Genomic DNA, 14,149 nt, shown 5'->3' on the forward strand with positions numbered 1-14,149 from the left:
GCCAGGCACGCGCCGCGTGGCCGCGGGCCGCCGGAAGGCGGCGCCCATGATACAAGAGGCGCCGCTCCGGCGCGCAAACGTTTCGCACCGGCTGCGGGCCGCCGTTTCGCACGCATGGGGGCGGGTTCGCGCCACGGGCCGGCGGCGGCGCCCGAGCGCCCGTGCGGAGCCGGCGAGGGCCGACACGCGGCGCGCCGGAAGACGGCCGGCCCGGTGCGCGTTCCGGAGCCGGTCCGAATTGATCAGTGATCCTGCCTATCTTCACGAAACCGAAGCCGCTCGCGTCGGGATGCGCGCCGGCCCCAGCCCGATCAAGCCGGGCGCCGCGCCGTCGCGCTATCATCGCCCGATCCCGCCCGCCCCTTGCACCACCTTCGCCATGACCGAACCGCCCGCCCCCCTGCCCACCCCGCTGCTCGCCGGCCGTCTCGTCGAATTGCGCCCGCTGCGCCGCGCGCACGCACGCGCGCTGCTGGAGGCGGCGGCCGACGGCAGGCTATGGGATCTGAAGGTGACGGCCGTGCCCGACGCGAGCACCATCGACGCCTACCTCGACAAGGCCCTGCAAGGCGAGCAGGCCGGCACGGTCATGCCGTTCGTGATCGTGCGGCGCGACACGGGCGCCGTGGTCGGCAGCACGCGCTTCTGGAAGATCGATCGCGCGAACCGGAAACTGGAGATCGGCCACACCTGGCTCGCGGCCTCGGCGCAACGCTCGGGCATCAACACGGAGGCGAAGTATCTGCTGCTCGCCCATGCGTTCGAGACGCTCGACTGCGTGCGCGTGCAACTCACGACCGACGAGCTGAACGAGAAGTCGCGGGCCGCGATCCTGCGCATCGGGGCGAAGTTCGAAGGCATCATCCGCCACGAGCGCATCATGCCGGACGGGCGCAAGCGCAACTCGGCGCGCTTCAGCCTGATCGACAGCGAATGGCCGGAAACGAAGGCGATGCTGCGCACCCGGCTCGACCGCCGAATCGCCCGGCCGCCGGATCGCTAGATCGCGGCGGCGAAACCTGGCCGTTGCCGCAGCGCATCACGCGCCGGGATCAGCTCAGCGAGTGGTCGAGCACGAGCGTGCCGCGCCCGGCGAAGCCCTTGATCAGGCCGCGCCGCGCCACCTCGCGAAACGCGGCATGAACGGTGTTCGGATGGAAACCGAGCGAATCGGCGATGGCCTGCTGGCTCGGCAGCCGGTCGCCGGGCCGGAACACGCCGGCGCGGATCGCCTCCTCGATCTGGTCCGCGATCGCGCGCGCGACGTGACCGCGGATACGCGCGAAGTCAGGGCGCCAGTCTTGCGCGAGACGTGGCGCGCGCGATTCGCTGGCGCGGCCGACCATGGTTTCGATGTGTGCTTGCATGCGCTATCCACCTAGTGTGAGTGCCCTTTCACGCCGGCAGGCTCGATGGTTGTCGATCGTCGGCGGCGACGGCCGCGCCGCGCCGACGATGCCGCGATTCTGACATCAAACGGTCGCCCGGTTCCAGCGCCATCGACATCGTCCGGCAACTGTCCCGACGAGCCGGGACGCCGGCGATCCAGGCCGGCGGCGGGCCGTTTTGCTTCACCGCACCATGTCGATGAAAAAGCGGATCAATACGGCATTTTGTGCAGCGCGGCGCAACGACGGCACGCTCGCCATACCGTGCGATCTGTCAGACAAGTGAAAACGGAGCCGCGTTTGCTTCGTTTTAATTTTTTCGGCCACCCCTTTACCGGCGGGCGTTTTCGGCCATCCGTCCGTTTGGAATTCGACATCCATTTACTTGGTGGGCGGTCCGTATCATAGTTTCGCGAAACAAGATTCACCAATAACACTTGGCGCGTACCGACGGAGACATCGATGCTACGCACACATACCTGGGGCCAAGCGGGCACCGATCGCCCGTCATTCCCGCCGGAACGGACAGCGCGCACGAGGCGCTTCACGTCCTTCCTTTCGCCTTCATGGCATCCACATCCGATTATTGTCGGCCGCGGCGTCGCGATTCGCGACGGGCGCGGCGCCTGAACATGCATTCGTAATTCCGGACGCGCAAGCCGGCACGCCCCGCAACCGGGTGCCGTCGGCCACGTACACGGAGATCGCCGGTCGAACCGCCGCATTCGCGAGCCGCTGTCGGGCTTGCATACGATCGACGAAAAACACCTGGTATCACCAACAAGGAGGGGGTATGTTCCGCAACACCAAGCCGCGCACCGCGCTGCTGTCCTGTTTCGTGCTCGCAATTCCGTTCTTCGCCGGATGTGGCGGCGGCGACAGCGGCGATGCGCCGGCCGCGATCCAGGTCCCGCAATGCTCGGGCAGCAGCTGCCCGGCCAGCGGCTCGACGACGACCACGACCGTCACCAACAAACTCTGTCCTGATGCGCTCGACTACTCGACCACCTACACCGGCGGCTCCGGCAGCGGCGAATACATGAAGGTGCAGTTCGACACCACCAAGCTCACGTACCAGATGCAGTTCATCCTGTCGTCGGTGCCGACCAGCGCCGGCCAGGTGAACGTCACGCGCGCCGGCCAGACCATCACCGGCACGTTCCACCGCGCCACCACGCTGCCCACCGCCGAGCAGAACCGCTGCGCGTTCGTGCTCGACAACGGCACCTCGGCGGACGGCAGCTACTCGGTGACGATCAACCCCGCCGATCCGCCGACGCTGTTCGTCGGCAACGGCGTGGTGGGCGGCGGGATTCCGGGCGCGACGATCGAGTTCGACGGCGTCGCGCTGCTCGGCAACCTCGGCGCCGTGCCGTCGCGCACGTTCGACTTCTTCCCGTTCATCGGCTTCACCGACACCGAGACCGACTTCACGAAGGTGGCGGGCAACTACAACGAACTGGGCGTCCACCTGTCGCCGACCGGCACCTCGTACCAGACGGCGAAGCCGCAAGGCTGGCAGCCCGACGTGATCAACTGGAACGAGACGCTGAACGCGGACGGCTCCTGCACGATCACGCCGGGCAGCGACTACTCGTGCCGTACCACCGGCACGCCTTGGGCGCTGCGCACCAACACCGACGGCTCGCCCGACAACGTGTTCGTCAGCAAGCCGACCTCGGCCAGTTCGCCGTATCCGAGCGCGGGCCAGGGCCAGCCGATCGTGCTGCTGGCGCCGAGCCAGGCGCAGGGCATCATGATCGTCGGCAAGCTGCGCGGCGCGCTGGTGCCGATCGTGATCCGGGTGGGCCAGGCCTTCGTGCCGACCGACATCGCGGACCTGCTGAACACCGTGGCGGACGCGGAAATCGGCATCTCGGCACTGGCGCCGGCCACGACGATCGCGTCGAACTCGCTCACGGGCGGCTTCATCGGCGCGACCAGCGCGTCGGCCTGCGGGATCGTGGCCAACGACGGCAACTCCGGCGCACCGGCCGTGGGCGATGCGAGCTTCAACGCCTCGCTGCCGCATCCGAACCTGCCGGGCGTGTATAGCGGCACGTTCTTCGAGCCCACCGCCGGCAACTGCCTGGACGGCACCGCGGTCTCGACGTTCGGGGCGAACTACACGTCGACGCTGTTCAGCGGCGCGACGGCCGCGTTCATCGATCCGCTGACGTCCAACAGCACCAGCACGTTCTCGCTCGACTACACGCAGGCCACCCCGGGTCTCGTCAAGGTCACCGCGCTGCAGGACTTCGACGCGCGCAACAGCAGCGGCCCCGTCGCGATCTTCCACAGCGGTGACACCGGCTGGGCGATCAAGGTGGGCGAGGTCTACGCGATGGTGATGAACAACAGCCAGTACAACCCGTTCTTCACGGTCGGCGCGTTCGTGCAGTAACGAAAAGACGGCAGCGAAACGAATCGGCGGCAGCGTGTCTGTCGCCGATTTAGCAAACGAAATGATCGATAGGAGACCTATTGATCGAATGGTGATTCGAACGCGGCAGGGCGTGGCGTATCGATGATGCGCCGCGCGCCGGGAGCGTCGGATCAAGCGCCGGCAACGCGAGCCGAGGGGGCCGTCGGCCGGCACGACAGGACAGTTTCGACCGGGCGCATCCGCGCGGATGCATCCGGTTTTTCGCGGAACGCGGGTGGTACGCCGCCCGAAGTCCGCTTACCCATGGCGGTTCGCCGCCAATCGTCAATTGAGGCACGCATCATGACTATTCGAAAAGTGGCTTCCCTTGTCGTTGCTCTCGCTGTCTCGTCGGCGCTCGCCGCGCCGGCATTCGCCGTCACGGTGACGCTCGCCAACGGCAACCCGCTGAGCTCCTCCGGTGAGCCGTTCTCGGCCACCGGCGCCACCACGCTGACGAAGGGCACGATCAGCACCAGCTGCACCGCGACCTTCAACGGCATCATCACGTCGACCGGCGCCGTCACCATCACGTCGACGACGTTCGGCGGCGGCGGCCTCTGCGGGCTGATCTCGGGCAGCGCCACCAGCACGGCGCCGTGGACCGGCCAGGCGGTGTCGCCCACGCAGCTGACGATCAGCAACGTGCAGGTCAGCGCTTCGCTGCTCGGCACCTGCGGCCCGAGCCCGGTCTCCACGGCCTTCAACAACGCTCAGTCGGGCACGACGCCGCCGTCGTCGCTGACGTTCAACGGCGCCACGCTGACGCCGAACTGCACGGTGAGCGGCATCGTCACCACCTCGCCGGCATTCAACGTGCAATAAGCGGCCAGGCAGGATGCGCGGTGCGCCGGGGCGTAGGGCCACGTTGCGGCGCGGTACGCGGTTACGGACGGGATGGTGTCGCGCGCGCCGTCCCGTTTTTCATTGGCGCGCGCTCTTGCTCGCGGTTTCGCCCGCCGTTTTTTCGAGGCGCGGCCATACGGGAAGGCGACCCTGCCGCTCCGCACGGCGGCTTGCCTCGCGCGGGCCACGCGAATTGCGATCGCAGACGAAAAAAAAGCCGGCTCCCGACGGCCGGCCCGGTGAAAACGGATGGATTCGCGCTCAGCGCCGCGCGGGCGCCACCGCGAGCGAATCGGTTTCCCTTGCGAGCCCGATCATCAGCGCGATCAACTCGACGAACTCGTCCTCGGGCAAGTGGTCCGCCCACTGGTGATATTCGGCTTCGGACATGTCGAAGAACGCCTGACCCAGCTCGCGCACTTTCGCGACCGCCCGGTCGCGCGCCTCGGCATCCTCGAGCGAAGGCGGAAGGTTGTCGCCGAGTTTCTGGAAACGGTCCTGAATCTTCAGCTTCAGTTTGTATCCCGTAAGACCTCTCATCCCCTGACCTCGATTGTCTGATCGTGATATTGACAACGGCACCTTGCCGGTCGGGTCGCGTCTCGCTCTCTCCGCACGAGAGCCGGCGGTGTTGCCCGGCATCGAACCCGCCCTTTCGGCTTACCGATTCGATACGCCCCGACACGTCAGTAAAGCCATCGGGTATGGAGAAAGCAATTGCGATCCGCTTTCAGATTTGATCTAGATCAATGATTGACGGACACGTCTGACGGAACTCGAGAGGCCGGCCAATCCGTCTTGACGACACCATCCTGGACTGTTTCGATGGTGGCTGACAGGCTCGCGTGACTCCGCGCGATCCACTGTGCAGCCATGCGTTTGGCTGGATGCTCCGGCCGTTGCCATCAGAAAACCTGAAGGCACGAATAAGGATTACTTGCTTGGTGCGGCTTGCCGGATCTGGGATAGTGAATGTCACGACGTTGTAACACGGTCCGCCGGCCTCGCCCGTGAGCTTGCGATGCCGCGCTGGCGATGCCGCCGGAGAACGTCGTGATGTCGGTCGTGCGGTTGTTCGGCTGCCGGACCCGCGAATGACCGTCGCCGCTCATCCGATCTTCAGCGCAGGAGACCCCGCCATGCCCGCCCTTTCGTCGCCCGATTCCCGCCACATCGCCATCGGCGCGGATCATCCGCCCGACGGCACCGTCAAGCCCGTCACGCCCTATGAGGCGGTCCTGCGCAATCCGACCTGCGCGCTGGCGACGAGCGTCTCCGAGCGGCCCGAGGTCGAGACCAGCGCGATCCTCGGCTACAACTGAACACGCGCCTGGCACGCGCCGGGCGCGGGACGCGAAACCATGAAGCCGCGAAATCCGTCGCGGCTGCACGCGGCCCGATTCACTCCGGATAGTTGGCGTCCACCTCGAAGCGCGCGAGCTTCAGGATCGTGCGCAGCGTGCGCGGCTGGATCTCGCGGCATGCGGCGAGCGACGACAGAATGAAGTCGAGCGCACGGCCGTAGCGGTAGAGCGTGAGCCAGCCGTCGGTATCGCCGATGTCGGTCTGCAGGTGCTCCGCGACGCGCAGCATGTTGGTGGACAGGGCGCGCGCCATGTCGAGCTCGATTTGCTGTTTCTCCCCCCAGCCGATCGGCTCGGGTTGGGCGAGCAGTCGCGCGAGAAAGGCCTGGAATTGCGTGTCGGACTGGTTCGGGCAGGTATCCATGTTCGTTCCTTTCTGCGGTTGAGCGGGCGGATGCGATCGGGTGGCCCGCGGGTTGCGCCAGTACGCCACTTTCGTGGCGCTCGTATGACATACTCAGCAGAATTCGTACCAGCGCACGGCAGGCGCCGGCCGATCGCGCGCAAAGTCGCGCCGGCATTGGGTTTGTCGAGGTTTGCGCGCCTCCCGCGCGCGGCCCGGCGGGCCCCGTCGGCTGCGCGATACATCACCACGTAACGTGACATGTACCCGGAACTCCACATGCGCGCCCGCACGGCCTTCGCCGGCGGTCCGCCGCCATGCCCCGCCTCGTGCGGCGTACCTCGGTGGCCTGCATTGGCGGCATGCAGCGCGCGCCTGCCTGCCTCGCGCCCACGCGCGCGGGCCGATATGGCTGGCTATAATGCGCGCCATGCGATGGCTCCGGACCCTCCTCGTCTTGCTGCTCTGCACGGTACTGCCCCTGAGCGGGCTGGCCGCGAGCGGGTTCGCGGGCGCCTGCCCGATGCGGTCGGCGGTGCCATCGATCTCGCTCGCCGAGCCCGGCATGCATGAGGCCGACGGCATGCGGGCGGTCGCCCCCATCGCGACTCCCTCCGCCATGCCGCCCGCGCGCGGCGGCAAGCACGAGGCCGGCGGCAAGTCATGCCGGATCTGCGCGCAATGCCAGTCCGGCAGCCTCCACCAGCCGCCCGTCCATGCCGGCGTCAGCCGCCGCGCCGTGCACGGCGTGCCGGTCCGCTTTCACTACACCGACTTCCTCCGCACGCGTGACCCGAACGGGTTGTGGCGCCCACCCCGCCCGCTCTGATCCCGCGCCGCCGTCTCGCCGCGAACGCGGCGGGAGTCGTGCTGTCCGCCAAACACGGCCCTTCAGGTTCCGATGCCGGAACCGCAATCATGCAACGCCGCTCCGGCGCGCCCGTCCCGTGGCGTGCCGCGCGTGATGCTTGATGCCACCAGCCTGCCGCGCGACGCGATCGTACGCGGCGGGCGCCGGCCTCTCGCATCCGTTTTCCCACCCCCCGGGGCACGCGCGCGTGCCCGCTTTCCCCAACTGGAGATACTGATGAAACCTCCCTTTGCCACGCTCGCCATGCTCGGCGTCCTGACCGCCGCCGGCCTGTCCGCCATGCCGGCCCTCGCCGACGACGACATGGCCGGCATCGAGACGGCCGCGCCCGCGGCACCCGCCGGCGACGAAGCCGGCCTCGCCGACGCCGTGGTCCGCAAGGTCGATCCGGCCACCGGCATGGTCACGCTCAAGCACGGCGCGCTCGCCAACATCGGCATGCCGGCCATGACGATGGCCTACAAGGCCGGCGACGCCGCAATGGCGAAGCAGGTCCATGCCGGCGACAAGGTGCGCGTGCGCATCGAGAACGTGAACGGCACGCTGACGATCGTGAAACTCGTCAAGCCATCTTGAACCGCTAAAAACAGCGCGCGCCGGCACCAACCGGAGTGCCGGCGCGCGCTTGCGCGAAGCGACGGACGCCAACCCGAAGCAATCAAAAAGAAAGCATCCGCTCGCGCCGTCGAAAGGCACCCGTCCAGCACCCTTACGTCTCACGCCGCAACCTTGCTGAAAGGCCGACCGCCTTCGGCCGGCCACCCACTCCCTCTCCGCAAGGCCCGGCGCGCCATCACCGTCACCGGGCCAATTTTTTGTCACATTACAAAAATACAATTTGTAAATTACCGATCCAATACTCGAAAAACGAGAACGTCGGCAAGGAACGCCGTCCGGCGCGCTCGACTTTCAATGTTTACGGTGCATCAGCCCTCGTTTCACGACGACGGCGGAGCCCGCTCGTCCGTCGGCGGCCCGCCGGGCGTCGGCAGTCAGCCCGCGTGTTCATGTTCGATAACCCATCACTCTCCCCATGACAAAGAAGCCCACCATGACCTTGTCCCGAACCGGCATCTCGTGCCTGCTGATCGCGCTGGTCGGCAGCGTGACCCTGGCCGCCTGCGGCGGCGACGACGATCCCGTCACGCAGCCGGTACAAGCCACGCCGACCGCGCTGAAGACGCTCGACGGCAACCCGCCGCTCGTGATCGGCCACCGCGGCCTGCCGGGCCTCTACCCCGAGGAAACGGAAGTGTCGTATGAAGGCGCGGCCAACGCCGGCGCCGATTCGCTCGAGGAAGACCTGCACCTGAGCAAGGACTGCGTGCTCGTGGCGCGCCACAACCCGTGGCTCGGCGACAACACGAACATCGCCGACGTGGCGAAGACCAATCCCGACGTCGCCTCGCGCAAGCGCACCGTGCCGGGCGTGCGCGTGGCGGTGAAGTGGGCCACCACCGCGACCACCGGCCCGTCGACCTACCTGAGCGACCTGACCGATCCGGGCAACCAGAAATCGGTGCTGAAATCGCTGATCGTGGACGGCGAGGATCACACCAACGACTGGTCGATCACCGACTTCACGGTGGCCGAACTGAAGCAATGGATCCGCGGCACCACGTTCGACGCGAAGGACGTGCGCCCGACGGCGCTGAACGGCCAGTATCCGATCCTGACGATGCAGGAGGTGTACGACATCGCGCGCGCGAAGTCGGCCGTCACGGGCAAGCCGCTCACGATCTATCCGGAGGCGAAGAACCCGTACTGGAACAACCAGCAGGCGATCGCGAACGGCTGCGGCGCGGCCGGCACGCGCCCGTTCGAGGTGGCGATCGCGAAGTTCCTCGACGACAACAACCTGAACAGCCGCAGCGCGCCGGTGTTCGTGCAGAGCTTCGATCCGGACAGCCTGAAGACCCTGCGCGCGCTTGGCGTGCAGACGCGGATGGTGCAGCTGATCGACGGCAACGCGGTCAACTACCAGACGGGCGAGATGATCTACCAGACCAACGACGACTACGCGTTCGTCGACGGCCGCCCGTACAGCTGGACCCTCAACGGCGACCCGCGCTGGTTCGGCGACCTGCTCACGCCGGCCGGCCTCGCCGAAGTGAAGACCTACGCCGACGGCATCGGCCCGTGGAAGCCGCAGGTGTTCGCCTGGAAGGTCACGCCGTGGAAGGACAGGAACGCCGACGGCACGGCCTACACGGGCTCGCTCGCCGACGTGAACTCGGTCGAGCCGACCAGCCTGATCGCCGACGCCCACAAGGCCGGCCTGTTCGTCCATTCGTACACGTTCCGTAACGAGGCGCGCTACCTGCCGGGCAAGTACCACGGCGATCCGGTGGGCGAGTATCTCGACGCCTATCGCGCCGGCATCGACGGCGTGTTCTCCGACTTCGCGAACACGGCGGTGGCGGCCCGCACGCAATACCTGAAGGAAACCGGCCGCTGATCTGCGCGGCGGCCGGCACGCATCGCGCTCGTGCCGGCCGGTGCCTGCGCGCGGGGCACCCCGTCCCGCGTTGCTGGTCGCGCTTCGCGATACTTCCCGCACTGCATCGCGTCACGATCGAACATCGCGGCATGTTTCGCAATGCCCCCGCTCGCGATATCGATCAGCACGTTTATCGATAACCATGCGGGATTCGCATTATCGGAACGGCGCACGCCGCCGATAAATCGCGCGGCCGATCGATTCGATGATTCCGGCATTCCGCGATTCCTGATTTCCTCGTTTTCACGCGCACAATCCGCCGTGGCAGCGTGTTTTGGCCGGTCTCCCGGCAATTAACCGCGCCTTCATCGACGGATCGGCGTCGATTTACGAAAATCATTCAATTCATTACAAAATCCATTCATTCATTGCAATCTAACTTTTTTAGATATTCTTGAAAAAAGTTTGTGAGGCTGATTTGACGGTGCTACCATCCACCACGAAATCGGCCGGTAAAGCGTGTCGACGCCTGCCTGCACACCGCGCCCGATTCCAACAAGACCGGTCCGTCGAAGTCCCGACGGCAAACCGGTGTCGTACCGGCTGGCGGGACGCCCCGGATACCCGGCGGCATGCTTTGCCCGGCTGTTCCAGCCCGTTTCCGCGTGACGGCTTCACACGAATTGCTTAGCAATCCGCATCAATTGTTCTGTTGACACACATCGTGCGTATCCGCCCGACGCAAAGGCGCCGGCGGGTACGCGCGCGCCCGGCGGCGCGCCCGCATCCCGCGGGACGGCCGGGCAGTGACCGAAGTCGTTCGAACATTCCGAGGGGGAATCCGCAATGAACCGTGTTTCCGGCAAGACCCGTCAACGCTTCACCACGCTCCTGATCACCGCCGCGGCGCTGGCCACGTTCGGCGCGTCGGCCGCGCAGGCGGCCACGCAGCAGGGCTGGGCCACCACCCGCACCAAGGCGTTCCTGCCGCTCGTGCAACCCGCGAGCGCGGGCGCCGCGTCGCTCGCGCAGGCGGCCGGCGCCGCGCAAACCGCGCAACCGATCGCGCTCGCCAACGGCGCGATCGTCCATGTGACGGTGGGCCTGAAGCTGCGCAACGAGGCGCAGCTCGACCAGTTCCTCGCGAAGCTGCAGCAAGGCGGCGCCGGCACGCTCACGCCCGAGCAGTTCGCCGAACAATATGGCCCGACGCAGCAGCAGGCCGACGCGGTCGCGCAGCACCTGCGCGCCTCGGGCTTCACCAACGTGCAGATCGCGCCGAACCGCCTGTTCGTGACGGCCGACGGCACGGCCGGCACCGTCAAGCAGGGCTTCAACACCACGCTCGAGCAGTTCACCACCGGCACCGGCCGCCGGGTGTTCGCCAACGCGCAGGACGCGCAGGTGCCGAGCGCGCTCGGCAACGTGGTGGACACGGTGCTCGGCCTGCAGAACGTGGTGGTCGCGCACACCTTCCACCACGTGCTGCCGGCGGGTTCGCCGGCCGGCGCGGCGGGCCCCGTGCGCGCGGCCGCGGCCGCGGCCGCGGCCGGCACCGCCACCGGCCACAACCCGGTGCAGTTCTCGTCGATCTACGACGCGGGCTCGACGCCCACCGCCGCGAACACCACCGTCGGCATCATCACCTACGGCAACCAGAGCCAGACCGTCAGCGACCTGAACACGTTCGCGAGCCGCAACGGGCTGGCGAAGGTGTCGTCGTCGATCGTCAACACGGGCGGTTCGGGCCGCACCTACAACAGCGGCGACCTCGAATGGCAGCTCGACAGCCAGTCGATCGTCGGCGCGGCGGGCGGCGCGGTGCAGCAGGTGATCTTCTACAACGCGCCTGACGACGCGCGGACCGACCAGGCGCTGCTCGACGACATCTCGAACGCGTTCAACCGCGCCGTGACCGACAACAAGGCGAAGGTGATCAACGTGTCGCTCGGCTGGTGCGAATCGGATGCGGACGGCACCAGCATCCGCGCCGCCGACAACAACATCTTCAAGCAGGCCGTGGCGCAAGGCCAGACGTTCTCGGTGTCGAGCGGCGACGAAGGCGCCTACGAATGCAGCACGAGCCGCGTGTCGGGCATCGGCGGCGTGCCGAACACGACGCACTACTCGGTGTCGGCGCCGGCCAGCTCGCCCTACGTGATCGCGGTGGGCGGCACCACGCTCTATACCTCGGGCAGCAGCTGGGCGAACGAAACCGTCTGGAACGAAGGGCTGCAGGCGATCGGCTATTACGACAACGCCGGCGACTACGATTCGACCAAGCGCCTGTGGGCCACGGGCGGCGGCTACAGCACGCTCGAAGCCGCGCCGTCATGGCAGACCTCGAGCATCACCGGCTCGTCGAGCGCGCGGGCGCTGCCCGACATCGCGTTCGACGCGGCCGCCAGCACCGGCGCGATCCTCTACTACAACGGCAGCACCACGGATTCGAGCGGCAACCCCAACCAGGTGGGCGGCACCAGCCTCGCCTCGCCGATCTTCGTCGGCATCTGGGCGCGCCTGCAGTCGGCCAACGGCAACGCGCTCGGCTTCCCGGCCGCCAGCATCTACAAATATTTCCCGGGCACGCCGTCGCTGGTCCACGACGTGACCTCGGGCAACAACGGCAGCGGCAGCTACAAGGGCTTTGCCGCCGCGGCCGGCTGGGACGGCTCGACGGGCTTCGGCAGCATCGACATCTCGCAGCTGAACACGTTCATCAAGAGCCACGCCGACTTCGCGCACTGACGCGAGGCGTAACGCGCGGGCCGGCCACGGCTCGCGCGTGAAGGTGGCGCGCACGGCCACGACTGCGCGGCCGTGCCTCCCGTCAGCCGCCAGTCATCGCGGATCGCGGCCGAGGCCGGCCGCTCTTCCTGGATCCGGCAAGGCATCCACCGCGCGCCCCGTACCCAGACCACGCGATCATCGCGCTATCCAGCCGATCCCGTCGCGATTTACCGCGAGCCGCCGCCACCCGCGAGGCGCGCCATTCCCTGCCTGCGTAACGGGAATCGCATGGGAATCGCATGGGAATCGCATCCAGTTTCAAAATGACAGGCACAATACGCCACCGACGCCGCGCGCCCCGCCCGATGTTCGTCATGCGAACCGGCACGACCCTTGCACGCCCCGCTTCGCGCGCCGCCGCCCCGTTCTCCGATGCCGTCATGAACCCCGATACTCCAAGCCGCTCCACGCAGGCGGGCGCCGCCAATTCGCCGCGCTTCCTGTTGTTCCTGATCTGCCTGTTCGCGTCCGCCGGACAGCTCGCGATCGACATCTACGTGCCCGCGCTGCCCGCGATGGCCCGTTACTTCTCGACCTCGCCGCAGGCGATCCAGTCGAGCGTCTCGGGCTACATGGCGGCCTACGCGCTGGGCCAGCTGATCTTCGGGCCGGTGGCCGACGCCCACGGCCGCAAGCGCGTGCTCGGCTTCGGTCTCGTGATCTACACGATCGGCTGCCTGCTGTCGCTGGCCGCGCCGAACCTCGAGACCTTCCTGTTCGCGCGCTGCCTGCAGGGCTTCGGCATCGCCACCACGAACCTGCTGGCCAAGGCGATCATCACCGATTCGTTCTCGGGCCAGGCGCTGGTCCACGCGTTCACCTACATGGCGATCGCCTGGGGCGTCGCGCCGATCATCGCGCCGGTGATCGGCGCGCACCTGCAGACCTGGTTCGGCTGGCAGGCCTGCCTCGTGTTCCTGCTGATCTATTCGCTGACGATGTGGGCGATCCTGTGGCGCTTCCGCGAGACGCTGAAGCAGCCGGTGCGGCTCGCGCCGCGCACGCTCGCGACCAACGCGGGCAAGGTGCTGGCGAGCCCGGTGTTCCAGAGCTGCTTCCTCGCGCAGGGCGTCTGCTACAGCATCCTGCTGGTGTTCAACATCGTCGGGCCGTTCATGGTGCAGAGCACGCTGCACAAGCCGCCCACCTACTTCGGCTACCTCGCGCTCGCGATCGGCGCGATGTATTTCTTCGGCGGCCTGTCGAACCGGATCCAGAGCGCGGCGCTGCCGAATTCGGAAACGCGGCTGCGAGTGGGCGCCTACGTGATGGCCGCGGCGTCGCTCGCGATGCTGGTGTTCGCGCTGACGATCGGCCTGCGCGTCTGGACGCTCGCGCTGCCGGTAATGGTGATGGGTTTCTGCGCCGGCGCGATGTACCCGACGCTGATGGCCAAGGGCAACTCGCTGTTCCCGCATATCGCCGGGCTGACGAGCGCGATCCTCGGCTGCGCGCTGCTGCTCGTCTCGGCCGCGATGATGGGGCTGGCCGGCTTCGTGTCGGTCCACAACCTGACGCCGCTCGCGGTGTTCTTCGTGATCCTCGCGGTGGTGGTGGTGGCCATGGTCACGAAACTGCTCCGGCATCTGGCGCTGGACCGGCCGGTGCCGCCGCGCGTCGTCTGCAAGGCCGGCGAGGCGGCCTGAGCGGCGCGTTCACCGCGCACGCAGGCCGGCATCGCG

At 67.5% G+C, this 14,149-nt stretch carries 13 protein-coding genes; 9 read left to right on the forward strand and 4 right to left on the reverse strand.

Annotation, left to right across the window (positions count from 1 at the left end; translation table 11 throughout):
• Positions 1–379 precede the first annotated feature (379 nt).
• Positions 380–1,003 carry a GNAT family N-acetyltransferase gene (locus bpln_RS27420; RefSeq protein WP_042629505.1) on the forward strand — a complete coding sequence of 208 codons (624 nt, stop codon included), beginning with the start codon at positions 380–382 and terminating at the stop codon, positions 1,001–1,003.
• A gap of 49 nt (positions 1,004–1,052) precedes the next feature.
• Here the strand turns inward: bpln_RS27420 and bpln_RS27425 are convergent, their stop codons facing one another.
• Both bpln_RS27425 and bpln_RS36235 read right to left on the reverse strand, forming a co-directional pair.
• Positions 1,053–1,367, reverse strand: a complete 315-nt coding sequence (locus bpln_RS27425; RefSeq protein ID WP_042628306.1) for a winged helix-turn-helix domain-containing protein — start codon at positions 1,365–1,367, stop codon at positions 1,053–1,055.
• A 204-nt stretch (positions 1,368–1,571) separates the two neighbouring features.
• Positions 1,572–1,769 (reverse strand): hypothetical protein, encoded by a 198-nt coding sequence (locus bpln_RS36235; RefSeq protein WP_148654197.1) that lies wholly within the window; start codon positions 1,767–1,769, stop codon positions 1,572–1,574.
• Between the two features lie 412 nt (positions 1,770–2,181).
• On the opposite strand from bpln_RS36235, the gene bpln_RS27430 reads away from it, so the two are divergent.
• Together bpln_RS27430 and bpln_RS27435 are read left to right on the forward strand one after the other, a co-directional pair.
• Positions 2,182–3,792 carry a DUF2957 domain-containing protein gene (locus bpln_RS27430; protein WP_055140570.1) on the forward strand — a complete coding sequence of 537 codons (1,611 nt, stop codon included), beginning with the start codon at positions 2,182–2,184 and terminating at the stop codon, positions 3,790–3,792.
• Between the two features lie 324 nt (positions 3,793–4,116).
• Positions 4,117–4,638 (forward strand): hypothetical protein, encoded by a 522-nt coding sequence (locus tag bpln_RS27435; RefSeq protein ID WP_055140571.1) that lies wholly within the window; start codon positions 4,117–4,119, stop codon positions 4,636–4,638.
• Between the two features lie 282 nt (positions 4,639–4,920).
• Here the strand turns inward: bpln_RS27435 and bpln_RS27440 are convergent, their stop codons facing one another.
• Positions 4,921–5,301, reverse strand: a complete 381-nt coding sequence (locus bpln_RS27440) for a hypothetical protein (RefSeq protein ID WP_244132118.1) — start codon at positions 5,299–5,301, stop codon at positions 4,921–4,923.
• Between the two features lie 497 nt (positions 5,302–5,798).
• Between bpln_RS27440 and bpln_RS27445 the strand changes: the two genes are divergently transcribed.
• Positions 5,799–5,981 (forward strand): hypothetical protein, encoded by a 183-nt coding sequence (locus bpln_RS27445; RefSeq protein ID WP_042628310.1) that lies wholly within the window; start codon positions 5,799–5,801, stop codon positions 5,979–5,981.
• A 79-nt stretch (positions 5,982–6,060) separates the two neighbouring features.
• On the opposite strand, the gene bpln_RS27450 is transcribed toward bpln_RS27445, so the two are convergent.
• Positions 6,061–6,387 carry a hypothetical protein gene (locus bpln_RS27450; protein ID WP_055140573.1) on the reverse strand — a complete coding sequence of 109 codons (327 nt, stop codon included), beginning with the start codon at positions 6,385–6,387 and terminating at the stop codon, positions 6,061–6,063.
• Between the two features lie 436 nt (positions 6,388–6,823).
• On the opposite strand from bpln_RS27450, the gene bpln_RS27455 reads away from it, so the two are divergent.
• The 5 genes from bpln_RS27455 (at position 6,824) to bpln_RS27475 (ending at position 14,113) form a co-directional block, all read left to right on the forward strand.
• Positions 6,824–7,195, forward strand: a complete 372-nt coding sequence (locus bpln_RS27455) for a hypothetical protein (RefSeq protein ID WP_244132117.1) — start codon at positions 6,824–6,826, stop codon at positions 7,193–7,195.
• A gap of 258 nt (positions 7,196–7,453) precedes the next feature.
• Complete coding sequence (locus bpln_RS27460; RefSeq protein ID WP_080937448.1) at positions 7,454–7,813, forward strand: copper-binding protein; 360 nt, start codon at positions 7,454–7,456, stop codon at positions 7,811–7,813.
• A 475-nt stretch (positions 7,814–8,288) separates the two neighbouring features.
• Positions 8,289–9,695, forward strand: coding sequence for a glycerophosphodiester phosphodiesterase family protein (locus bpln_RS27465; RefSeq protein WP_055141245.1), 1,407 nt, complete (start codon positions 8,289–8,291; stop codon positions 9,693–9,695).
• Positions 9,696–10,523: 828 nt separating this feature from the next.
• Positions 10,524–12,425: a S53 family peptidase gene (locus bpln_RS27470; protein ID WP_055140574.1), complete on the forward strand. Its 1,902-nt coding sequence runs from the start codon at positions 10,524–10,526 to the stop codon at positions 12,423–12,425.
• Positions 12,426–12,847: 422 nt separating this feature from the next.
• Entirely contained in the window at positions 12,848–14,113 is a 1,266-nt protein-coding gene (locus bpln_RS27475) for a multidrug effflux MFS transporter (RefSeq protein WP_055140575.1), read from the forward strand.
• The last annotated feature ends 36 nt before the right edge of the window (positions 14,114–14,149 follow it).

Source organism: Burkholderia plantarii, assembly GCF_001411805.1.
GTDB lineage: Bacteria > Pseudomonadota > Gammaproteobacteria > Burkholderiales > Burkholderiaceae > Burkholderia > Burkholderia plantarii.